Annotated in this window: 19 protein-coding genes; 12 read left to right on the top strand and 7 right to left on the bottom strand. The window is 66.4% G+C overall.

Annotated elements, in window-relative coordinates; all coding sequences use genetic code 11:
* Positions 1–7 precede the first annotated feature (7 nt).
* Genes KDW96_RS09440 through KDW96_RS09415 form a run of 6 tightly spaced genes read left to right on the top strand, consistent with a single transcriptional unit; the run spans position 8 to position 6,459 of the window.
* Positions 8–1,762, top strand: a complete 1,755-nt coding sequence (locus KDW96_RS09440; protein ID WP_255840150.1) for a carbamoyltransferase family protein — start codon at positions 8–10, stop codon at positions 1,760–1,762.
* Positions 1,749–2,864 (top strand): glycosyltransferase, encoded by a 1,116-nt coding sequence (locus tag KDW96_RS09435; RefSeq protein ID WP_255840149.1) that lies wholly within the window; start codon positions 1,749–1,751, stop codon positions 2,862–2,864. Before KDW96_RS09440 ends, KDW96_RS09435 begins: the two co-directional genes overlap by 14 nt.
* A 42-nt stretch (positions 2,865–2,906) precedes the next feature.
* Complete coding sequence (locus KDW96_RS09430) at positions 2,907–3,788, top strand: DUF6625 family protein (protein WP_255840148.1); 882 nt, start codon at positions 2,907–2,909, stop codon at positions 3,786–3,788.
* Positions 3,785–4,936 carry a glycosyltransferase gene (locus KDW96_RS09425; protein ID WP_255840147.1) on the top strand — a complete coding sequence of 384 codons (1,152 nt, stop codon included), beginning with the start codon at positions 3,785–3,787 and terminating at the stop codon, positions 4,934–4,936. Before KDW96_RS09430 ends, KDW96_RS09425 begins: the two co-directional genes overlap by 4 nt.
* Positions 4,933–5,817, top strand: a complete 885-nt coding sequence (locus KDW96_RS09420) for a glycosyltransferase (protein ID WP_255840146.1) — start codon at positions 4,933–4,935, stop codon at positions 5,815–5,817. The genes KDW96_RS09425 and KDW96_RS09420 overlap by 4 nt, the downstream gene beginning before the upstream one ends.
* A 6-nt stretch (positions 5,818–5,823) precedes the next feature.
* The gene (locus tag KDW96_RS09415) at positions 5,824–6,459 is read left to right on the top strand and encodes a CatB-related O-acetyltransferase (RefSeq protein WP_255840145.1); all 636 of its coding nucleotides are present in this window, start codon (positions 5,824–5,826) and stop codon (positions 6,457–6,459) included.
* Between the two features lie 18 nt (positions 6,460–6,477).
* Here the strand turns inward: KDW96_RS09415 and KDW96_RS09410 are convergent, their stop codons facing one another.
* The gene (locus tag KDW96_RS09410; protein ID WP_255840144.1) at positions 6,478–7,116 is read right to left on the bottom strand and encodes a phosphotransferase; all 639 of its coding nucleotides are present in this window, start codon (positions 7,114–7,116) and stop codon (positions 6,478–6,480) included.
* Complete coding sequence (locus KDW96_RS09405; RefSeq protein WP_255840143.1) at positions 7,116–8,300, bottom strand: O-antigen ligase family protein; 1,185 nt, start codon at positions 8,298–8,300, stop codon at positions 7,116–7,118. The genes KDW96_RS09410 and KDW96_RS09405 overlap by 1 nt, the downstream gene beginning before the upstream one ends.
* A 147-nt stretch (positions 8,301–8,447) precedes the next feature.
* On the opposite strand from KDW96_RS09405, the gene msbA reads away from it, so the two are divergent.
* The 4 genes from msbA to hldE all read left to right on the top strand — a co-directional run bounded on the left by msbA (position 8,448) and on the right by hldE (position 14,080).
* Positions 8,448–10,265 carry a lipid A export permease/ATP-binding protein MsbA gene (gene msbA, locus KDW96_RS09400; RefSeq protein ID WP_255840142.1) on the top strand — a complete coding sequence of 606 codons (1,818 nt, stop codon included), beginning with the start codon at positions 8,448–8,450 and terminating at the stop codon, positions 10,263–10,265.
* Complete coding sequence (locus KDW96_RS09395; protein WP_255840141.1) at positions 10,265–11,161, top strand: GNAT family N-acetyltransferase; 897 nt, start codon at positions 10,265–10,267, stop codon at positions 11,159–11,161. The genes msbA and KDW96_RS09395 overlap by 1 nt, the downstream gene beginning before the upstream one ends.
* Before the next feature lie 2 nt (positions 11,162–11,163).
* Complete coding sequence (locus tag KDW96_RS09390) at positions 11,164–12,558, top strand: PIG-L deacetylase family protein (protein ID WP_255840505.1); 1,395 nt, start codon at positions 11,164–11,166, stop codon at positions 12,556–12,558.
* 100 nt (positions 12,559–12,658) lie between these two features.
* Entirely contained in the window at positions 12,659–14,080 is a 1,422-nt protein-coding gene (gene hldE / locus KDW96_RS09385) for a bifunctional D-glycero-beta-D-manno-heptose-7-phosphate kinase/D-glycero-beta-D-manno-heptose 1-phosphate adenylyltransferase HldE (RefSeq protein ID WP_255840140.1), read from the top strand.
* Between the two features lie 37 nt (positions 14,081–14,117).
* On the opposite strand, the gene KDW96_RS09380 is transcribed toward hldE, so the two are convergent.
* From KDW96_RS09380 to KDW96_RS09365, 4 genes are all read right to left on the bottom strand, one after another.
* A complete protein-coding gene (locus KDW96_RS09380) occupies positions 14,118–15,074 on the bottom strand; it encodes a metal ABC transporter ATPase (protein ID WP_255840139.1) in 957 nt (318 codons plus the stop codon).
* A 39-nt stretch (positions 15,075–15,113) separates the two neighbouring features.
* A complete protein-coding gene (locus KDW96_RS09375; RefSeq protein ID WP_255840138.1) occupies positions 15,114–15,923 on the bottom strand; it encodes an aldo/keto reductase in 810 nt (269 codons plus the stop codon).
* Positions 15,923–17,095 (bottom strand): NAD(P)/FAD-dependent oxidoreductase, encoded by a 1,173-nt coding sequence (locus KDW96_RS09370; RefSeq protein WP_255840137.1) that lies wholly within the window; start codon positions 17,093–17,095, stop codon positions 15,923–15,925. Before KDW96_RS09370 ends, KDW96_RS09375 begins: the two co-directional genes overlap by 1 nt.
* Before the next feature lie 64 nt (positions 17,096–17,159).
* A complete protein-coding gene (locus tag KDW96_RS09365) occupies positions 17,160–17,492 on the bottom strand; it encodes a DMT family transporter (protein WP_255840136.1) in 333 nt (110 codons plus the stop codon).
* An 86-nt stretch (positions 17,493–17,578) separates the two neighbouring features.
* Between KDW96_RS09365 and KDW96_RS09360 the strand changes: the two genes are divergently transcribed.
* Complete coding sequence (locus tag KDW96_RS09360) at positions 17,579–18,463, top strand: LysR family transcriptional regulator (RefSeq protein ID WP_255840135.1); 885 nt, start codon at positions 17,579–17,581, stop codon at positions 18,461–18,463.
* Between the two features lie 33 nt (positions 18,464–18,496).
* Positions 18,497–19,780 carry a lipid IV(A) 3-deoxy-D-manno-octulosonic acid transferase gene (waaA, locus tag KDW96_RS09355; protein WP_255840134.1) on the top strand — a complete coding sequence of 428 codons (1,284 nt, stop codon included), beginning with the start codon at positions 18,497–18,499 and terminating at the stop codon, positions 19,778–19,780.
* Positions 19,781–19,864: 84 nt separating this feature from the next.
* Here waaA and KDW96_RS09350 read toward each other — a convergent pair whose 3' ends face one another.
* Positions 19,865–21,304, bottom strand: a complete 1,440-nt coding sequence (locus tag KDW96_RS09350; protein WP_255840133.1) for a TolC family outer membrane protein — start codon at positions 21,302–21,304, stop codon at positions 19,865–19,867.
* Between the last annotated feature and the right edge of the window lie 175 nt (positions 21,305–21,479).

Genomic DNA, 21,479 nt, shown 5'->3' with positions numbered 1-21,479 from the left:
AAAACCAGTGGCATTGACCATTCTCGGCCTTTCCGGCGCCCTCAGTCATGATCCGTCGGCTGCCTTGTATATCGATGGCAAGCTGATCGCGGCCGCCGAAGAAGAGCGCTTCGTGCGCGACAAGCACGCGAAGAACCGCATGCCTTACGAGTCGGCCAAGTTCTGCCTGGAGCAGGCCGGGATCAAGCCCGCCGACGTCGACGTGGTGGCCATTCCCTTCGCCCCCATCAGCCTGTTCGGCGAGGCCCGCTGGCATTATGCCAAGCGCTACTGGTACGCACCGGATCGCGCCCTCGACGCCATCCTGATGGGCAATCGCCGCTACAAGCGCTACCGCAAGAAGATCGTCTGGTGCCTGGAGCAGTTGGGCTTCGATGCGAAGAAGGTCAAGATCGAGCCGGTCGAACACCACCTGGCCCATGCCTCCAGTGCCTACCATTGCTCGGGCTTCAGCGAGAAGACCGCGATCCTCGGCATCGACGGCAAGGGCGAGTACGCCACCACCTTCTTCGGCTACGGCGAGAACGGCAAGATCCACAAGATCAAGGAGTTCTACGATCCGGATTCGCTCGGCGGCCTGTACGGCGCGATCACCGAGTTCCTCGGTTTCGAGATGCTCGACGGCGAGTTCAAGGTCATGGGCATGGCGCCCTACGGCGATGCCAGCAAGTACGACTTCTCGCGCCTGGCCTCCTTCGAGAACGGCCAGCTGCTGATCAACACCGAGTACGCCAACGTCATCGGCCTGCGTCGCTACAAGGAGAAGGGCAAGGGCTTCTACTTCTCCAAGAAGCTGATCGAGTGGCTGGGGCCCAAGCGCGAAGGCGACATCGCCGACGACCCCTACATCCACTATGCCGCCAGCATGCAGGCGCTGTTCGAGAAGCTGGCGCTGCAGATGATGGACCACTACCTCGGCGACATCATCAAGCAGACCGGCAAGATCGCCTTCGCCGGCGGCTGCGCGCTGAACGTCAAGCTGAATCAAAGGATCATCGCCCGTCCCGAGGTCAAGGAACTGTTCGTCCAGCCGGCCTCCGGCGACGCCGGCACCGCGGTGGGCGCCGCCGCCTATGTGTCGCACCGGCGCGGCGTGCCGGTGGAGAAGATGGAGCACGTCTACCTCGGCCCCTCGTACTCCAACGAGGACGTCATCGCCGCCTGCGCCCGCCACCCGAGCAAGCCGGTGTTCAAGCAGATCGCCGACATGCCCCAGCGCATCGCCAGGATCATGGTCGGCGGCAACCCGGTGGCCTGGTTCCAGGGGCGCATGGAGTTCGGCCCGCGCGCCCTCGGCGGTCGCTCGATCATCGGCTGCCCGAGCATTCCCGGGGTGGCCGACCGCATCAACGAGCAGATCAAGTTCCGCGAGCGCTGGCGCCCCTTCTGTCCGTCGATGCTCGACACCGTCGGCCCGCAGATGCTCAAGGTCGACCACCCGAGCCCCTTCATGACCTTCACCTTCGAAGTCAACGAGGAGTGGAAGACCCGCGTCAGCGAAGTGGTGCACGAGGACGGTACCTCCCGCGCCCAGGTGCTCAAGCGCGAGTACAACCCGCGCTACTACGACATGATGCTGGAGCTGGAGAAACTCACCGGCAACGGCGTGTCGCTGAACACCTCGCTGAACCGCCGCGGCGAGCCGATGATCTGCTCGCCGACCGACGCGCTTAACATGTTCTACGGCTCCGACCTGCAGTACCTGATCATGGAGGACATCCTCGTGGTCAAGGACGGCAAGGACTGGTATGAGCAGGCCTGAGCCGCGCATCCTGCAGTTCTGCCACGGCTATGACGGGCCTTTCCTCGATTGCGCCCGTCAATACGCCGCCCTGTTTGCCGGCACCCAGTACAAGGTCACCACCGTGTACCTGACCGGGGCTCCCAGCGCGGAGGTCGAAGCGGGTTCGGCCTCCGACGAGGTGATCTTCCTTAACTACTCGAGCCGCGAGGTGCGTGGCCTCAAGCTCAAGGCGATCCGCGATATCCGGCGGATCGCCGCCAGCGGCGACTTCAAGCTGTGCATCGCCCACCGCTTCAAGCCCGTCTATGTCGCCTTGCTTGGTACCCGCCTGCCGGTTATCGGCGTGCACCATGCCTTCGGCGACTACCGCCGGCTGTCGCGCCGGCTGTTTGCCAACGCCTTCAAGCGGCGCCTGGCCCTGCTCGGGGTGTCCAATGCGGTGCGCGACGACATGCGTGAGTCCCTGCCAGACTGGCCGGCGCCGCGCATCGAGACGCTGTACAACCGCATCGACATCCAGGCCCTGCAGGCCGAGCTGCTCGACCGCGAAGCCGCGCGTGACGCACTGGGCCTGCCGCGTGACGCCTGGGTGGTCGGCAACGTCGGCCGCCTGCACCCGGACAAGGACCAGGCCACCCTGATCCGCGGCTTCGCTCAGGCCCTGCCGCAACTGCCGGCCGGCAGTCTGCTGGGGATCATGGGCAGCGGACGCCTGGAGGCGTCCCTCAAGGGGCTGGCGCGGGAGCTTAACGTCGCCGGATCGGTGCTATTCCTCGGTCAGGTGCCGGCTGGCCGCCGTTTCTTCCGTGCCTTCGATGTGTTCGCCCTGAGCTCCGACCATGAGCCCTTCGGCATGGTGTTGCTGGAGGCAATGGTGGCAGGCGTGCCGGTGGTCGCCAGCGACTGTGGCGGCGGACGTGAGGTGGTAGAAGGTGTCGGCGTGCTGTTCCCCTTGGCCGACACGGCCGCGCTGGCAGCCGCCCTGCGCCACATGGCCGGACTCGACGACGAGCAGCGCGAGCTCTGTGCCAGCCGCATGCTGCAGCGGGTCGAGACGCACTTCTCCGACCGAGCCGTGCGCGAAGCCTTCTGGCTACTCGACACGACCATCCTCAGGTGAGCTGCAGATGACCAGCCGACTTCAGTGCAGGGGGGATGCGCCATGACGGCTCAGCCGAGTATTTGTTTCGTGATTCCGTATTTCGGCCACTGGCCCTTCTGGATGCCGTTCTTTCTGGAGAGCTGCCGACGCAATCCGGATGTCGACTGGTTGCTGTTCAGTGACTGCGGGGTGCCAGCCGATCTGCCGAAGAACGTGCGCATCGAGAGCATCAGTTATGCGGACTATTGCGCCTTGGTCGCACGGCGCCTGAATATTCCGTTCGCGCCGGAGAATGCCTACAAGCTGTGCGACATCAAGCCGGCCCTGGGCTTCATTCATGAGGACCGCCTGGGCGGCTACGACTTCTGGGCGTTCGGCGACATCGACCTGGTGTTCGGCAGGCTGCGTGACTACTTCACGGCCGAACGCCTGGCGCGTCGCGACCTGTTCTCCACCCACGAGCGCCGCGTCTCCGGCCATCTGTGCCTGATGCGCAATACGCCGCGAATGCGTGAGGCCTTCATGCGCATGCCGGACTGGCAGGCGCGCTTCTGCGATCAGCAGCATCATGCCCTGGACGAGGGGGCATTTAGCCGGATATTTCTCTGGCGCAAGAACTTCCCCCGTCCGTTGTTCAAGCTGGTCGGTCTGTTCAATCCCTGGCGTCGCCGCAGTGAGTTCCGTGAAGCGTTCAGTACCCCAAGCGGCTGCATTCCATGGATCGATGGCAGCTTCGTATTTCCCACTCGCTGGTTCTGGCGTGAAGGCCGCCTGAGCAACGATCTGGACTCCGGGAGGGAGTTTCCCTATTTCCATTTCGTGGTGTGGAAGCGCGACGCCTGGCCGGCGCTCGAGCTGCCGTCTGCCGAAGCGGTCGAGCGCCTGGCGCGCGAGCCGGTATGGCAGATCAGTGCCCAGGGTTTTCAGCAGGGTGAGCAATGAGCAGGCGGATCAAGGTGCTGCAGTTGCAGCCGGACTACAACGTCAAGTCCCACGACTTCGCCGACCTGGCCGAGCAGATCGTCAAGGCGTTGCCCAAGGCGCGTTATGAGGTGGTCGCCGCTTTTCTGCGTGGCGAGCCTGCGCCTGGGGAGCCGGTGAGTCGGGCCGATCGTTCGGTGTACTTCAATTTTGCCGACAAACAGCTCAAGGGGCTGCGGCTGCGGGCCATGTGGCAGCTCTATCGCTTCTGCCGAGAAGAGCGCTTCGATGTGGTGATCTGCAACCGCTTCAAGCCGGTCAACATGCTGTTGCAGCTGAACCGCTGGCTGAAGGTGCCGCTGTGCATCGGCATTTCCCACGGTTTTGGTGAGTACGATCGCTTCTACCGGCGGCGCCAGGCGCGAGGGTTGATTGATTCCGCCTGGCGCTTCGTCGGGGTCTCCCCGGCGGTGAAGCAATATTTGCTGGATTGCGACTGCGGCTTCACCGCCGAGAATACGGTGGCGATCACCAATGCCATCGATATCGAGCAGGCCGAAGCGCTGCAGCTGCAGCGCGATGAGGCACGACGGCAGCTGGGGCTCGACCCCGAGGCGAGGCTGATCGGCGCCCTGGGTCGCCTGGTACCCGTCAAAGGACACGTTTATCTGTTGCGCGCCTTCGCCCGCCTCAAGGACAGATACCCCCGGGCGCAGCTCGCCATCATCGGCAAGGGCCGCGAGGAGGCTAGGCTCAAGGCCGAGGCCGACAAGCTGGGGCTCGAGGGCCGCGTCCATTTGCTGGGTTTTCGTGAAAATGCCTTGCAGTACGTGCGCGCCTTCGACCTCTGGACCATGCCTTCGCTGGCTGAGGGGTTGGGCCTGGCCCTACTCGAGGGAATGAGCGGGCACCTCCCGGTCATTGCCTCGAGCGTGCCAGCCATGCTGCCCCTGATCGAGGGTGCTGGAGGCCTGTCCGTGACGCCCGCAGATGTCGACAGCCTGAGCGCAGCCTTGGACGAATACCTGGCGCTTAGCGACGAACAGCTGCGGGCGAAAGGTGAGCAGGCATACCGCTACCTGCAGACCAATCACGATATCGAATCCTTCCGTCAGCAGTATTTGCGTCTCATCGACGAGTCGCTGAATCAGGTGAGCCAAGCATCATGAGTGAACATCAGCCATTGGTCACGGTGATCATCGCGTCATACAACCATGGGCCATACATCGAGGCATGCATTCAAAGCGTGCTGCAGCAGACCTATCCGAATGTCGAGCTGTTGGTCATTGACGACGGCTCCAAAGACGACAGCGTCGAGCGCATCAGCCGCTTGCAGGCCGAACATGGCTTCGATTTCCGGGTGCAGCAGAACCAAGGGCTGACCCACACGCTCAACGCGGCCATCAAACGTGCCAAGGGCAGCCTGATCGTGCCCTTCGGCTCGGACGACATCATGCTCGAAGAACGCCTGGCCAAGCAGGTCGCCTATATGGAGGGCAAGCCGGAGGTCGGGATTTGCGCGGGCAATATCGAACTGATCGACGCCGACGGCAAGCTTTTCCCGGAGAAACGCCAGCGTCGCGATGTGCCGTTTCGCCGCCTTAATTTCGACGACGTGTTCATGGAGCGCAAGCCCTATCCTCCCGCGCCGACCCTGATGTTCCGCAAGGAGGCCCTGGAGAAGGTCGGCGGCTTCGATCCTCAGATCCGTCTGGAGGACCTGCTGATCGAGCTGAAGATCACTCATGCCGGTTACTACATCGACTGCTTGGGCGAGGTCTTGGCGCGCTATCGCAAGCATGCCAGCAACTCCTACAAGAACCACCGTTTCATGATCGACAGCATTCTGCGCACCTACGCGCTGTTCAGTGAGCATCCGCAGTATGAGTTCGTGCGCACGCGCTTTCTCAGTTCGATGTTCCTCAAGTGCTCGAACCGGGATCGCGCCCTGGCCCGTGAGCTGCTGGCGCAGATTCCCCTCAAGAGCTGGTCGAAGAAGACCTGGCGGGGTCTGATGCGCCTGTATTTCTCGCCCCTGGAAAAGAGCTGATTCGCCGTGGGTTTCTGGGCTCGTTACCTGGACAAGCGCGCCAAGAAGCGGATCCGCGCCTTGCCCAAACTGCACCAGGGCCAGGCCAAGTTTCTGCGCCGTTATCCGCACTACCAGATGGGGGTGGGCAGCTATGGCCTGCCCATCGTGCACGACTGGCAGGAGGGGGCGAACCTGTGCATCGGTAGCTACTGCTCCATAGCCGAACAGGTGGAGATCTTTCTGGGCGGCCATCACCGCGCGGACTGGGTCAGCACCTATCCATTTCCGGCGATGGTTGCCGAGGCGGCGGATATTCCCGATTACGCAGTGAGTCGCGGCGATGTCGTCATCGGCAGCGACGTCTGGCTATGCACCCACTCGATCATACTGTCGGGTGTCACGGTGGGGCATGGCGCCGTGGTGGCGGCGGGGGCGGTGGTCAGCCGCGATGTGGCGCCGTATTCGGTCGTTGCCGGCAACCCGGCCCGGCACGTTCGTTGGCGCTTTCCCGAGGAGCAGCGCGCGGCGTTGCTGGCGAGCGCCTGGTGGGGATGGCCGGAGCAGGAGGTGCGCCGCGTCGCCGGACTGTTGTGCAGCGATCGGATCGATGAGTTTCTCGAGTATGCCCGGCAGCGTGAGGCGGCCATGGCGTCCGGCTAGCAGCCAGACCAGAACCAGTCAGCCGGGGAACAGCTGCTGTGCCTTTCTCGGGGCTGGCCTGCTGTATCCGGCGCGCAACGCGTCGCGGTTTTCCTCGAACAGCCAGCGATTATCTTCGGCATAACGGCGCATGTGCTTCAAGTTGCGCTGGCGTTTGCCCAGGCTGAGCGGGAAGCGGCCGATGCGCATGTCCGCCAGGTCGATCAGGCCGAACTGGCCGTCGGGTAGCACCAGCACATTGCCCAGATGTACCGAGCGGAAATACACCCCGGCTTCATGCAGCTTCGCCAGCAGCTCGCCAAATCTTTCCACCAGGGCTCGCCGTTGCTCGGGCGAGCTCTGGCTAAGCGCCTGGCGCAAGGTCTTGCCCGGAAGCGGCCAGTAGTGCACGGCGGTCGCATTGATCGGGCCGGGCAGGGCATAGACCTGAATGATCTCCGGGCTGGTAAAGCCGAGGCGCTGCAAATCTCTGGCATTCTCGGCGAAGCGCCTGGCATAGGGGCGCAGCGTCTCGCTGGACCAGCGCGAGCGTTTGCGGAAGAGCTTGAGAAAGCTGCCGTCGTTCAGCTTCAGCACCTTTGCGCCGAGGCCGTCGCTTTCCAGCACCGCAGCGTTTTCCGTGAGTCCGTCGAGCTCTTTCTGCGACAGTCGATGCATCAGGTGCGCGTCCCCGAGGTTCGTTGAGAAAAGCTGAGTGCAGCTATCAGCGCCAAGGGGATCCAGGTCAGGAACCAGTGCTCTTTGGGTCTTGCGAGTATTCCACCGCCTTCGGCCAGACCGCCACCGAGGCCATAGACCATGAGGGCGCCGGCGATTACGAATAGGTAGTTGGCCCGGTTCACCCAGCACTGCCGCAGCGCCACCAGGTGCATGGCGAACCACAGACAAAGTCCGATGATTCCGGTGTAGTAGAGCACGCCGATGGCAAAGCTGTGGGGTTCACTGAACGGTACCGAGAACCCCGGGAGCTGAATTGCCAGTTGGGCATCGAAGCCAAATCCCAGCCAGGGTTTCTGGCTGATTCTGCTCAGCGTGTCTTGCCAGAGCTCGAGTCGATAGGAGGTTCCGCGGGCTAGCAGCGCCTCGGGATAAAGCAGCAGCAGGGTGCTCAGGGCAGAGAGGCCGATCAGGGTCAGCGCTATCGAGCGTTTGTTCCAGCAGGCCAGGGCCAGCCAGGCGCCGGCCAGCGAGGCCGCGAGAAGGGGCGTGCGGGAACCTGTGGCCAGCAGCGTTACCCCCAGTACCAGTACGGGGAGCGCGGCGAGCCAGCCTTGCTGGCGCGGCAGTGTCATTCCGAGGCCGAGCCACAGGATGCAGAAGAAGCCGAACAGGTGGGAGCTCAGCAGCGGGTTGTCCAGCGCGCCTGTTCCGACCAGCCTGTGGCCGGGCTTCCATGTTGTGGCGACTTCGGCGAGAGCATAGAAGGCAATTGGGAGCACCGCGAGGGCCGCAATAAGCATACAGTGGGTAAAGCGCCGTTGATTTTGTTGGGTCAGCAAGCAGCAACCAGCCACTAGCATGAAGATATACAACGGGCGTTTCAGCAGGCTGCCGATGGAGGCGTCGGTATCGGACCAACTGATGCTCAGCAGCGCCCAGGCGGCATAGGCGAGAAACGCAAGGACGATGGGTTCCCGCAGCAACAGCCTGAGTTCCTGCGGGCGGAGCAGCAAGGCCACCAGGGCAGGCGCCGCGATCAGTGCGTAAAACAGCTTGTGATAGATACTGCGGTCGGGGAGCAGAGGCAGGCCGATCAGCAGACAAAGTAGCCCCAGTGGCAGCAGCCAGTTGCAGATGAACGTGAAGCTGCGCTGGCGCAGGTTGGCGGTGGTTGAGTGCATCTGCCTCTGCTTTCGAGCTGGCTAGGAGGCGGCGATTCTACTGGAACAGGCGGTGAATTTCTTGCGGATTGAGACACTTGTCCCCTCAATCCCAGGCTTCGGCGCTGTGATAGTATCCCGCTTTTATACGATCCAAGGCCCCACCCGATGAGCGAAAAAGCTGCAAGCCAGGACTCCACATCGAGTCTGAAGATCTATCTGCGCTTGCTCTCGTATGTTCGTCCCTATTTGGGACTCTTCATGCTGAGTATCCTGGGCTTCCTGATTTTTGCCTCGACCCAGCCCATGTTCGGCTATGTGCTCAAGTACTTCGTCGACGGCCTGTCCAACCCTGCAGCCAGCCTGTTTCCAGGCGTTCCCTACCTTCAGGATCTGCAGTTGGTCGAGGCGGTGCCGCTGCTGATTGTGCTGATCGCGCTGTGGCAGGGCATTGGCTCCTATCTGGGCAACTACTTCCTCGCCAAGGTGTCGCTGGGGCTGGTGCATGATCTGCGCGTGGCCCTGTTCAACAACCTGCTGGTCCTGCCCAACCGCTATTTCGACAACCACAACTCGGGGCACCTGATCTCGCGCATCACCTTCAACGTGACCATGGTCACCGGTGCGGCAACCGACGCGATCAAGGTGGTCATCCGCGAAGGGATGACGGTGATCTTCCTGTTCGCCACCCTGCTGTGGATGAACTGGAAGCTGACCCTGGTGATGGTTGCCATCCTTCCGGTGATCGGCGTGATGGTCAGCAGTGCCAGCCGCAAGTTCCGCAAGCAGAGCAAGAAGATCCAGGTGGCCATGGGCGACGTCACCCACGTCGCCTCGGAAACCATCCAGGGCTATCGGGTGGTGCGCAGCTTCGGCGGCGAGGCCTACGAGCAGGAGCGCTTCCTCAATTCCAGCATGAGCAACACGGAAAAGCAGCTGCGCATGACCAAGACCGGCGCGGTCTACACGCCCATGCTGCAGCTGGTGATCTACAGCGCCATGGCGGTGCTGATGTTCCTGGTGTTGTTCATGCGCGGTGATGCCTCCGCCGGTGACCTGGTGGCCTATATCACCCTGGCCGGGTTATTGCCCAAGCCGATCCGCCAGTTGTCCGAGGTGAGCTCGACCATTCAGAAAGGTGTGGCCGGCGCGGAGAGCATCTTCGAGCAGTTGGACGAGGCGCCGGAGGTCGATCACGGTACCCAGGAGCGGGAGCGGGTCAGCGGCCGCCTCGAGGTGCGCGACCTGAGTTTCGTCTATCCGGGGGCCGAGAAGCCGGTGCTGAACGATATTTCCTTCAGTGTCGAGCCCGGGCAGATGGTCGCCCTGGTGGGGCGCTCCGGCAGTGGCAAGTCGACCCTGGCCAGCCTGATTCCGCGCTTCTACCACCACGATCAGGGGCAGATCCTTCTGGATGGCCTGGATGTCGAGGACTACAAGCTGCGCAACCTGCGCCGGCACATCGCCCTGGTCACCCAGCACGTCACCCTGTTCAACGATACGGTGGCCAACAACATCGCCTACGGAGACGTGGCCGGCGCGCCGCTCGAGCAGGTGCGTCGCGCGTCCGAGGCGGCCTATGCCGACGAGTTCATCAGCGCCATGCCGGAAGGCTACGACACCCTGGTCGGCGAGAACGGCGTGCTGCTCTCCGGCGGCCAGCGCCAGCGCCTGGCGATTGCCCGGGCCCTGCTCAAGGATGCCCCGCTGCTGGTGCTCGACGAGGCCACCTCGGCGCTGGACACCGAGTCCGAGCGGCATATCCAGGCGGCGCTGGACGAGGTGATGAAGGGGCGCACGACCCTGGTCATCGCCCACCGCCTGAGTACCATCGAGAAGGCCGACCTGATTCTGGTGATGGACCAGGGGCGTATCGTCGAGCGCGGTACGCACCGCGAGCTGCTGGCGCAGAACGGCTACTACGCGCGCCTGCACGCCAAGCAGTTCGAGGTTGGCGGCGAAACCGTGGTGGAGCAGGACGTTTGATGCTGAGTCATCTGCGCTTCTGGCGCGAGCAGGGCTGGACCCCTATCGATGCCGCCACCTATGCCGAGCTCTGGCAGCGTCATGGCGGCAGCGTCGCCACCCACCCCCAGGTCGTCGAGCGCCTGGCCGATCTGGCGGGTATCCCGGTGCGCTATCTGGGCTGGGCGCAACAGGGGGAGCTGAAGGCCGCTATAGCCACTTGGGGGCGTCATATGGCGCTGTCCAAGGATGTGCTGAAAAAACAAGGCCGCCGCGGGCTGTTCGACCTGGGCAACGCCGAGATCATCCCGCCGCTGGCCCCTGACGCGCGGGTGCAGTTGCGGCACAAGGCGCGCTACGTTTCTGATCTGCATAGCGAGCGCATCACCTCGCTGCGCGAACAGCCCGAGGGCCTGGCCCTGGCGCGTGAGCCGGAGCAGTACAGCAAGAAGTTCCGCTACAACCAGCGCCGCGAGCAGCGTCTGCTGGAAGAGGCGGGCGGGGTGATCCGGCCGATGCTGGAGCTGAGCGCCGGCGAACAGGCGACGATCTACGCCGATCTGTTCCAGCGCCGCTGGGGCTTCGAGGCGACCGGCAAGGCGCACCTGGCCGAGGTATTCGCGCTGATGCGCGAGTTCATGACCGGGTCGCTGATCTACCTCAACGACGAACCCGTGGCCATCCAGGTGCTCTACCGGGTCGAGGCGCCGCAGTGGGTCAGCCTGGAGTACATCAACGGCGGCGTCGACCCGCAGAACCGCGAGTTCAGCCCCGGCAGCGTGCTCAGTTTCGTCAATACCCAGACCGCCTGGGCCGATGCCCGCGCCCTGGGCAAGCCGCTGCGCTATTCCTTCGGCCGCGCCGATCGGGAATACAAGGATCGCTGGTGCAATCGCGTGCCGGTCTATCAGGTGTGAACATGGCCGGGCGCAAGCAGCTGCTGCTCAACCGTCACCGTCGGCACAAGCGCATCGCCTTGCTGGTCGGCTTGCTGCTGCTGGCGCTGCTGGGCGTCCTGCTGGCCTGGTGGCTGGTGCCGCTGTTGCTGGTGCTGGGCTGGATCGCACACGAGGCCTGGTTCGCCGATCACCTGTTCTATTCGCCCGGCGATGACTACCGCTATGAGTTTCCGCCGGCCACCCGGCAGCTGCCGGCGCGAGTGGTCGATGGCTTGCTGACGGTGGACGGTGATTTCGCCGGCGCCGACACCCTGATCCTGCAGCTGGACGTCCGCGCCAGCTGGCTGGGGCGCTGGCTCGACCCCGGGGTGCGGGTCGGCGACGATCGCCAGGACTTCGAGCGTGGTGTCAGTGGGCGGCGTTACCTCAATCTGTCCGGCCAGGGCGAGGTCCTTGCCGGGCGGGGCCTGCCGATTCGCGGGCGCTTCTGTCGCCTGGGCGCCAGCGCCACACTCCATGCACTGCGCAATCCCGATTACGCCCGGCAGCGGCTGATGGTCATCGCCCCCCACGCCGACGATGCCGAACTGGCCGCTTTCGGCCTCTACAGTCGCGCCGCGCAGGCAAGCATCGTCACCCTGACCCAGGGCGAGATCGAGGCCGACGCCTATCGCCGCCTGGGCCTGGATCAGGCTGCGGCGGCGCGCCTCAAGGGCCGCCTGCGCACCTGGGACAGCCTGGCGGTGCCGCTGTGGGGCGGGATCCCTGCACAGCGCTGTGTGCAGCTCGGCTACTACTGCCTGCAGCTGCCGGCGATGGCGGAGCAGCCCGAACAGGGGTTCGGCTCCCGCGAATCCGGCGAACGCGATATCCGCAGCGCCCGCCAGCACAACCCGTTGCCGCTGCCCGGCGATAGTGATGGGCTGGCCAGCTGGCGGAATCTGGTGGCGGACCTGGCGGCGCTGCTGGAGCACTACCGCCCCGTGGTACTGGTCACCCCGCACCCGGAGCTGGATCCCCACAGCGACCATGTCGCCGCGACCCGCGCCCTGCACGAGGCGATCGGGCGCAGCAGCTGGAAGCCGCAGACCCTGCTGCTCTATGCCAATCACCTGCATGACAACGACCGCTGGCCCATGGGCCCGGCCGGCCAGGGCATCGCCCTGCCGCCGGCCATCGAACCGCTGCCGGCCGACGGTCTGTGGAGCCCGGGCCTGAGCGCCGAGGTGCAGGTGGACAAGGCCATGGCGCTGGCCATGCAGCACGACCTGCAGGGGCCGCTGCCGGCGAAGAAGCGTGTGCGCCGGCTGATCCAGCGGCTGCTCGCCGGGCGCCGCTGGCCGGCCAGCGGCGAGGACGAATTCTTCCGCAAGGCCGTCCGCCGTCACGAACTGTTCTGGGTGCGCGCCCTGTAGACGGGTCGCACACCCGGCGCCCCCAGCCCGCGCCCGCGCGCCGCTGGTGGCTCACCCCACATGCTATGATCTGCGGCGATTTTGCCGCTCCGGAGTCCCCATGAAGTTGTCCATGCCCCGTTTCGACCAAGCCCCCGTTCTGGTGGTGGGTGATGTCATGCTCGATCGTTACTGGCATGGCGGCACCTCGCGGATATCCCCCGAAGCGCCGGTGCCGGTGGTCAAGGTCGAGCAGATCGAGGACCGCCCCGGCGGCGCGGCCAACGTCGCCCTGAACATCGCCGCCCTCGGTGCTCCTGCCGTGCTGGTCGGGGTGACCGGTGCCGACGAGGCCGCCGACAGTCTGAGCAACAGCCTGCAGGCGGTGGGGGTGAAGACCCGCTTCCAGCGCATTGCGCACCAGCCGACCATCGTCAAGTTGCGGGTTCTGAGCCGCCATCAGCAGCTGTTGCGCATGGACTTCGAGGAGGCCTTCAGCACCGATGCCGAGGCCATCGCCCGTGATGTCGAGGCGCTGCTCGAGGGCGTCAAGGTGCTGGTGCTGTCGGACTACGGCAAGGGCGCGCTGAAGAATCATCAGGTCCTGGTGCAGGCCGCCCGCGCGCGCGGTATCCCGGTGCTGGCCGATCCCAAGGGCAAGGACTTCTCCATCTACCGCGGCGCCAGCCTGATCACCCCCAACCTCAACGAGTTCGAGACCATCGTCGGTCGCTGCGCCGACGAGGCCGAGCTGGTGGCCAAGGGTGCGGCGCTGATGCGCGAGCTGGACCTCGGCGCGCTGCTGGTGACCCGCGGCGAGCACGGCATGACCCTGCTGCGCCCGGACCACGCGCCGCTGCACTTGCCGGCCCGTGCCCGCGAGGTGTTCGATGTCACCGGTGCCGGCGACACGGTGATCTCCACCCTGGCCGCCAGCCTGGCCGCCGGCGAGGAGTTGCCGCAGGCGGTGGCCCTGGCCAACCTGGCGGCGGGCATCGTGGTCGGCAAGCTCGGCACCGCGGCGATCAGCGCCCCCGAGCTGCGCCGCGCGGTGCAGCGCGAGCAGGGCTCCGAGCGCGGTGTGCTGAGCCTGGATCAGCTGCTGCTGGCCATCGAGGACGCCCGCGCCCATGGCGAGAAGATCGTCTTCACCAACGGTTGCTTCGACATCCTCCACGCCGGCCACGTGACCTACCTGGAGCAGGCCCGGGCCCAGGGCGATCGCCTGGTGCTGGCGGTCAACGACGACGCCTCGGTCAGTCGCCTCAAGGGCCCCGGCCGGCCGATCAACTCGGTGGACCGGCGCATGGCCGTGCTGGCCGGGCTCGGCGCGGTGGACTGGGTGGTGAGCTTCGCCGAGGACACCCCGGAGCGCCTGCTCGAGCTGGTGCAGCCCGATGTGCTGGTCAAGGGCGGCGACTACGGCATCGACCAGGTGGTCGGTGCCGAGATCGTCACCGCCTATGGCGGTGAGGTGCGGGTGCTCGGCCTGGTGGAGAACAGCTCGACCACCGCCATCGTCGAGAAGATTCGCAGCAAGTAACCGCTTGGCCGCCCTGCCTGGTCTGCCGTCAGGGCCTTCAGGTGGAGCCGGCGGCGTCCATCCCGAGCGGCGGCGTTGGCGGTTGGCCGGTTGCCCTGCCGCCATTGCTCGTCGAGGCTGTGAGGCCCTGGAGCTTCAGCCAGTCCTTCCAGCGAATGCGTTCTTCACGCACCAGCCAGCCGTCCTGTGGCGCAAAGCTCTCCGCCAGCCACAGGCCCCGGGTGCTGGCGGCTTCCAACTTGCCCTCCCTGAGGGTCAGCAGTTCGGCGCTCGGTTTGCCGTTGTGCAGGGGTATCAGGTACAGGTCGGGGCGCATGCGGTCGAGGCGGGCGACCAGCTGGCCATCCTCCAGGTGCTCGTCGACGTGAAACAGGCTGGGGGACCTGGCCTCTTTCGGCAGCTCCAGGCACAGGTCGTAGACCAGCTGCAGGGAGGCGGTCGGCAGGTGCACGTAGGCGCGCGGGCGCTCGAGCAGGGTCAGGTTTCCGCACTGCACCGGGCGCGCCGCGCCGGACAGCGGGCTGAGGCGAAAGTGCGCGGCCTCGCGGTAATGCAGGGCGCGCTCGTAGGGTGCCGGCAGCCAGGTGTCGCCAAAGCGGCCATACAGCCAGCCTTCCGGCGTCTCCACCAGGCATTCCTCGGCGACTTCCTGGATCGCGGTGTGCAGCGGCAGGTTCAGCTCGTGGGTGGGCACGTAGCCGGAGATCAGCTTGAGCACCACGTCGCCGCGGTCGAGGCGCCGTTGGCGCACCAGCAGCCAGTATTCGCGGCCTTGCCAGCTGAGGGTCAGGCGCACCGACACCCCCAGGTTGGCCAGTTCCACGGCGAAGCGCTGGCTGTCGCCGAGGCTGATCGCCTGACGTCGCGCCAGCATCTGGGTGAAGTTGAGCGGCTGGCCGATGCCCTGGTAGCTCAGCCTGTCCGGACCCGCTTCGACGAACAGTGGCAGGGTCTTGAACACGCTGGGGTTCTTGCGGATCAGGGTGCGGGCCATCTCGGTTCCTTTCGGGGGGGGGCTGGCCGCGATCGCGGGTCAGGCGATGTCCTGGATCACCGCTGCGGCCGTCGCGACATTATGGGCCAGGTGCTGCGGGTTGATGGTGCCGATGATCGCGCTGCTGACCGCCGGGTGGCCGAAGATCAGCTCGAAGCTGGCGCGCACCGGGTCCTCGCCCGGCTGCAGGCAGGCGTGGCCGCTGGCCAGGGCCTTCTTCACCAGGATGCCCTTGCCGTGCAGCTCGGCGTAGTCCAGCACTGGCACCTCGGCCTGCTCGTTGAGGTTGTAGGTGACCATCGCGCAGTCGCCCTGCTCGAGTGCCAGCAGGCCGCCCTCGATGGTCTTGCCGGACAGGCCGAAGGCGCGGATCTTGCCCTCGCGCTTGAGCTCGGCGAGGGTCTCGTAGATGCCGCTGCCCTGGAGGATGGCGACGTCGTTGCCGTCCGAGTGCACCAGCAGCAGGTCGATGAAGTCGGTCTCCAGGCGCTTGAGGCTGCGCTCCACGGAAAGGCGCGTGTGCGCCGGCGAGAAGTCGAAGCGCGACTGGCCGTGCTCGAACTCCTCGCCGACCTTGCTGACGATCACCCACTGCTCGCGCTGGCCGCGCAGCAGCGGGCCGAGGCGCGCCTCGCTGGTGCCGTAGGCGGGGGCCGTGTCGATCAGGTTGATGCCCAGCTCATGGGCCTGGGCCAGGAGCTCGCGCGCCGCCGCATCGTCCGGGATGCGGAAACCGCTGGGGTACTTCACCCCCTGGTCGCGGCCCAGTTTGACGGTGCCCAGGCCCAGCGGCGAGACCAGCAGCTCGGTCGCCCCCAGCGGGCGGTGGAGATTGTGCAGGGTGTGCATTAGAACAATTCCTCCCAGGCGGGGCGGGCGATGGCCGGGCGTGGCAGATCGGGCAGTGGCGGATGCGCCGCGGGGCGGATGCCGTCGCGCGCCAGTGTCGCCAGCACGCGGTCGGCGAAGTCCGGGGCTAAGGCCAGTTTAGTCGGCCAGCCGACCAGCAGGCGCTGCTGTTCGGCGAGAAAGGCGTTGTCCGGACGCACCAGGCCGGACTGCGCCGGCTCGGCGCGCTCGACCCGCAGGGTGGCCCACTGGGCGCTGCCCAGGTCGACCCAAGGCAGCAGGTCGCCCAGCTCCTTCTGCGCCGCCTTGATCTGCGTGGCGGCGTCGCGGGCCACGCCGTCGGCCTCGGCCAGGTCACCGCCCAGGTACCAGACCCACTGGCCGTCTGCCGCCGGGTGGCTGGTGACGGTCACCCGCGGCTTCGGTCCGCCGCCCAGGCAGTGGGCATACAGCGGCTTCAGGGTCGGCCCCTTGACCAGCACCATATGCAGGGGGCGCAGTTGCTGGGCCGGTTGCTTGAGCTCGAGTGCCGCCAGCAGTTCCGCGTTGCCGCCCCCGGCGCTGAGGACGATGCGTTGGGCGCGGATTTCCCGGCCGTCGACGCGCAGGCCGACCAGCGCGCCCTGTTCGCGCAGCGGTTCGATGCGCTCGGCCGCCAGCAGGCCATCGCCGGCCAGTTCGGCCAGGCGGGCAATGAGGCTGGGCACGTCGAGCACCAGTTCGGCCAGGCGGTAGACCTTGCCCTTGAACTTGGGGTGTTGCAGTGCCGGCGGCAATTGCTCGCCCTTGACCTGGTCGACCCGGCCGCGCACCGCCTTGCTGGCGAAGAAGCTGGTCAGGTTGCCGGCCAGGCTGCCGGGCGACCACAGGTAATGGGCCTCGGACAGCAGGCGCACGCCGGAGAGGTCCAGCTCGCCGCTGCCGGCCAAGGCCTCGCGCCAGCGCCGCGGCATGTCGGCGATGGCTTCCGAGGCGCCGCTCAGGGCGCCGTGCAGGGCGTACTTGGCGCCACCGTGGATGATTCCCTGGGATTTGACGCTCTGCCCGCCGCCCAGGCTGGCGTTTTCCAGCAGCAGGGTGGCGAAGCCCTGGCGGCGCAAGCGCGCATTCAGCCAGAGGCCGGCGATACCGCCGCCGACGATCAGAATGTCCGTACTCAGAGCTTGGGGCATGGGCGCGCCTCGTCAGGAAAACAGGCGCGCAGTATAACCCGCGTGGTCGCCGCGGCTGCCCCGATCAGTGGCCGACGCTTTGCGAGAACAGCTGGATCACCACCACGCCGGCGACGATCAGGCCCATGCCGATCAGCGCCGGCAGGTCCAGGCGCTGCTGGTAGAGGAAGGCGGCGGCGACGCTCACCAGGACGATGCCCAGGCCGGCCCAGACCGCGTAGGCGACGCCGACCGGGATGGTCTTGACCACCAGGCTGAGCATCCAGAAGGACAATAGGTAGCCGCCCACCACCAGCAGCAGGGGCAGGGGCCGGTTGAAACCGTCCAGCGCCTTCATCGATGCGGTGGCGACGACTTCGGCGGAAATCGCGATGGCGAGGTAGAGATAGCCGGTCATGGTGGACCTCCTGTTGGCGCTGACCGACATTCTAGGGATATTCGCGATGGGATAAACTTAATACCTATCTGTAAAGGAGATGGGTTGTGCAGTGGAATCTTGAGCAGGTCCGCCTCTTCGTCAGTGTGGCCGAGGGCCGATCCTTTTCCGCCGTGGCGCGGCAGATGAATAGGGCGCAGTCGGCGGTCAGCACCGCGATTGCCCAGTTGGAGGTCGATCTGGGCGTGACGCTGTTCACCCGCAGCAGCGGTCGTCAGCCGCAGCTGACGGCGGCCGGCGCCACCCTGCTCGAAGAGGCGCGCGAGGTCTTGCGCCAGTGCGAGCGCCTGGAGGGCCGTGCGCAAGGACTCGCCCGCGGCGAGGAGGCCCTGCTGCGCCTGGCCCAGGAGGAGGCAATGCCCTATTCCCTGGTGCTCGACAGTCTGGAGGCGCTGGCCCGGCAGTTTCCGCAGCTCGAGGTGCAGGTCGCCAGCGCCGCCCAGGGCGAGGTGGCGCGCAAGCTGCTGGAGCGCCGGGCCGACCTCGGCGTGCTGTTTCACCACGAGCGTATGCCCGAAGCCCTGGAGCGCCAGCGCCTCGGCGCCATCGACATGGTCACGGTGTGCGGGGTCGGTCATCCGTTGGCCGCGTGCGCCTACGTTGACCGCCGCGAACTGGCGCGCCACCGGCAGCTGCTGATGGCGCCCCAGGACAGCCGTTACCCCGGTGGCGAGCAGATCAGCCCGCAGGTCTGGCGCGCCGACAGCTTCTATGCCATGGCCGAACTGCTGACGCGCAACCTGGGCTGGGCCTGGTTGCCGCGGCATGTGGCGCAGTACCCGACCTATCTCGGCAAACTGGTGGAGTTGCGCAGCGACTGGACGCCACCGCCGCTGGTGGTGGAGCTGGTCTGTCGGCGTGACGAGGCGCTGGGCCCGGCGGCCTTGTGGCTGGCCGATTGCCTGGCCGAACACCTGCTGGCCATTGGCTGATCGGCACGCGCGGCTCTGCTAAGCTGCGCGCCCATGAATCGTACCCTCTATAGCCTGCTGTTCCATCTCGGCCTGCCCCTGGTCGGCCTGCGTCTCGCCTATCGCGCCTGGCGGGCACCGGCCTATGCCAAGCGCATCGGCGAGCGTTTCGCCTTCGGCCTGCCGGCGCTCGCGCCCGGCGGCATCTGGGTGCACGCCGTCTCGGTGGGCGAGAGCATCGCCGCCGCGCCGCTGATCCGCGAACTGCTGGCGCGCTACCCGCAGCTGCCGGTTACCGTCACCTGCATGACCCCGACCGGTTCGGAGCGAATCCGCGCGCTGTTCGCCGCGCCCGAGTACGCCGGCCGGGTGCAGCATTGCTACCTGCCCTATGACCTGCCCTGGGCCGCCGCGCGCTTTCTCGAGCGGCTGCGCCCGCGCCTGGCGCTGATCATGGAAACCGAGCTGTGGCCCAACCATATTCATCAGTGCGCCCGTCGCGGCATTCCGGTTGTCCTGGCCAATGCGCGGTTGTCCGAGCGCTCGGCCCGCGGTTATGCCCGTTTCGCCAAGTTGACCGCGCCGATGCTCGCCGAGCTGAGCCTGATCGCGGTACAGACCGCCACCGAGGCCGCGCGCTTCCGGAGCCTGGGCGCGCGCGCTGAGTGCGTCGAGGTGACCGGCTCGATCAAGTACGACCTGCACATCGACCCGGCGCTTACCGCGCGGGCCGCTGAACTGCGTGCGCAGTGGGGCGCGCAGCGACGGCCGCTGTGGATCGCCGCCAGCACCCATGCCGGCGAGGACGAGATCGTCCTGGCCGCCCACCGCCAGCTGCTGGTCCGGCAGCCGGACGCGCTGCTGATCCTGGTGCCGCGTCACCCCGAACGCTTCTCCGCGGTGTTCGAACTGTGCCGCCGCCAGGGTTTTGCCGCCCGGCGCCGTTCGGCTGGCGAGGCACCGGCGGCGGCCGACCAGGTGCTGCTTGGCGACACCATGGGTGAGTTGCTGTTTCTCTATGCCCTGGCCGACTGCTCCTTCGTCGGCGGCAGCCTGGTGGCCAACGGCGGGCACAACCTGCTGGAGCCGGCGGCCCTGGGCAAGCCGGTGCTCAGCGGTCCGCACCTGTTCAATTTCCTCGAGATCGCCGCCCAGCTGCGCGAGGCCGGGGCGCTTGGCGAAGTCGCGGATGCCCAGCAGCTGGCCGCCATGGTGGCCGACTTGTGGCAACAGCCGCAGCGGGCGGCGCGGATGCGCGAGGCCGGGCTGGCGGTGATGCAGGCCAATCAGGGGGCGCTGCAGCGCCTGCTCGACGGGGTCGGGCGCCTGCTCGACTAGCCGGCGACCAGCCGCCGGGCGCCGCCATGGTCCTGCGGGCATGAAAAAGCCGGCCACCTGGGCCGGCTTTTTCATGGGCGTCTATCAGTAATCCGGATTGCTGCGCAGCTGCGCTTCGGCGGCCTTGGCCAGGTCCGGCGGGAGGAAGTCCTGGTCCGGGTCGTAGTCCGGCTTGAGGAAATTGCCCAGGGCCTCGAGGTCGGCCGGGCTCAAGGTGCCGGCGGCCTGCTTGAGACGCAGGTTGTTGAGGATGTAGTCGTAGCGCGCGTCGTTGTAGGTGCGCACCGAGCTGTACAGCTGACGCTGGGCGTTGAGCACGTCGACGATGTTGCGGGTGCCGACCTGGTAGCCGATTTCGGTGGCTTCCACGGCGCTCTGGTTGGAAATGATCGACTGCTTGCGCGCCTGTACGGTCTCCACGTCGGTATTGACCGCGCGGTGCAGGTTGCGGGTGTCCTGTACCACCTGGCGGCGCAGGCCCTCGCGCAACTGCTCGCTCTGGGTCAGGCGCTGGTAGGCCTCGCGTACCTGGGAGCTGGTCAGGCCGCCGCTGTACAGCGGGATGTTCAGCTGCAGGCCGATCGAGCGCTGCTCGACGTCGCCGCTGAAGGTGGCGGCGCTGGCGCTGCTGTTGCTGAAGCCGAGGCTGTCGTTGTCGCCCTGCTGGTAGCTGGCCACCGCATCTAGGGTCGGCGCATGCCCCGACTTGCGCTGACGCAGCGTCTCTTCGGCGGCGTTGACCGCGTAGTTGCTGGCCTGCAGATTGAGGTTCTGCGCGGCCGCGGTGTCGACCCAGGCCTTGGCGTCGTTGGGCGTCGGCGCGAGGATCGGCAGGCTGTGTTCGATGCCCTCGAGAGCGCCGTGCTCACGGTTGGTCAGGGTTATCAGCGCCTGGAAGGCGTCCTCGACCTGGCGCTGGGCGATGATCCGGTTGGCTCGTGCGGTGTCGAAGCCGGCCTGGGCTTCGAGCACGTCGGTCTTGTCCGACAGGCCGACGTCGAAGCGTTCGTTGGCCTGGTCGAGCTGGCGCTTGAAGGCGGCCTCTTCGGCCTTGGTCGAGGCCAGGGTGTCCTGGGCGCGCAGCACGGCGAAGTAGGTCTCGGCGCTCTGCAGGATCAGGCTTTGCTCGACAGCGGACAGCTCCAGGGCGGCCTGCTCGCTGCTCGCTTCGGCGGCCTGCAGCTGGAACCAGCGGTCGGCGCGGAACAGCGGCTGGCTGAGGTTGGCCTGGTACACCGTACCGCTGCGCGTGCTGGTGTTGGCCGGTGAGTCGATCTCGGTGCGGGCGTCGCTCAGGTTGGCCCCGGCCGACAGGTTAGGCAGCAGGCCGGCGCGGGCCTGGGGCACCACTTCGCGGCGGGCCTGGTAATCGGCGCGGGCGGCCGCCAGGTCGGCATTGTTGGCGGCGGCTTCCTGATAGACCGTGATCAGGTCGGTCTTGGCGGACAGCGGGGCCTGTTCGGCCCAGGCCAATCCGGCGGAGGCGGAGGCCACGGCAAGAGCCAGGGAGAGTCTGCGCAGCATTCGGGGAATCCTAGATTTGGCGGTAATCGGCAAGGCTAAGCGGGCCCGCCCGGAGGGGTCAAGCAGTGCTCATGGCGTCAGGAGTGTAGTTTGCGACAAGCTATGTTGCCTGGTTGCAACAATCGGCGGGCGGGCGTCCGTGGCGTCATTATCCGACGTGTGGGTCAGGCCTTTT

The organism is Pseudomonas benzenivorans, assembly GCF_024397895.1.
Taxonomy (GTDB): domain Bacteria; phylum Pseudomonadota; class Gammaproteobacteria; order Pseudomonadales; family Pseudomonadaceae; genus Aquipseudomonas; species Aquipseudomonas benzenivorans_A.
This window is presented reverse-complemented; position numbering and strand designations above follow the sequence as displayed.

Coding starts and splice junctions, on each gene's coding strand:
- KDW96_RS09435 (WP_255840149.1), top strand. CDS start 1,749: ATGAGCAGGCCTGAGCCGCGCATCCTGCAGTTCTGCCACGGCTATGAC.
- msbA (WP_255840142.1), top strand. CDS start 8,448: ATGAGCGAAAAAGCTGCAAGCCAGGACTCCACATCGAGTCTGAAGATC.
- waaA (WP_255840134.1), top strand. CDS start 18,497: ATGAATCGTACCCTCTATAGCCTGCTGTTCCATCTCGGCCTGCCCCTG.
- KDW96_RS09420 (WP_255840146.1), top strand. CDS start 4,933: ATGAGTGAACATCAGCCATTGGTCACGGTGATCATCGCGTCATACAAC.
- KDW96_RS09350 (WP_255840133.1), bottom strand. CDS start 21,304: ATGCTGCGCAGACTCTCCCTGGCTCTTGCCGTGGCCTCCGCCTCCGCC.
- KDW96_RS09390 (WP_255840505.1), top strand. CDS start 11,164: ATGGCCGGGCGCAAGCAGCTGCTGCTCAACCGTCACCGTCGGCACAAG.
- KDW96_RS09425 (WP_255840147.1), top strand. CDS start 3,785: ATGAGCAGGCGGATCAAGGTGCTGCAGTTGCAGCCGGACTACAACGTC.
- KDW96_RS09365 (WP_255840136.1), bottom strand. CDS start 17,492: ATGACCGGCTATCTCTACCTCGCCATCGCGATTTCCGCCGAAGTCGTC.
- KDW96_RS09370 (WP_255840137.1), bottom strand. CDS start 17,095: ATGCCCCAAGCTCTGAGTACGGACATTCTGATCGTCGGCGGCGGTATC.
- KDW96_RS09395 (WP_255840141.1), top strand. CDS start 10,265: ATGCTGAGTCATCTGCGCTTCTGGCGCGAGCAGGGCTGGACCCCTATC.
- KDW96_RS09430 (WP_255840148.1), top strand. CDS start 2,907: ATGACGGCTCAGCCGAGTATTTGTTTCGTGATTCCGTATTTCGGCCAC.
- KDW96_RS09410 (WP_255840144.1), bottom strand. CDS start 7,116: ATGCATCGACTGTCGCAGAAAGAGCTCGACGGACTCACGGAAAACGCT.
- KDW96_RS09375 (WP_255840138.1), bottom strand. CDS start 15,923: ATGCACACCCTGCACAATCTCCACCGCCCGCTGGGGGCGACCGAGCTG.
- hldE (WP_255840140.1), top strand. CDS start 12,659: ATGAAGTTGTCCATGCCCCGTTTCGACCAAGCCCCCGTTCTGGTGGTG.
- KDW96_RS09380 (WP_255840139.1), bottom strand. CDS start 15,074: ATGGCCCGCACCCTGATCCGCAAGAACCCCAGCGTGTTCAAGACCCTG.
- KDW96_RS09405 (WP_255840143.1), bottom strand. CDS start 8,300: ATGCACTCAACCACCGCCAACCTGCGCCAGCGCAGCTTCACGTTCATC.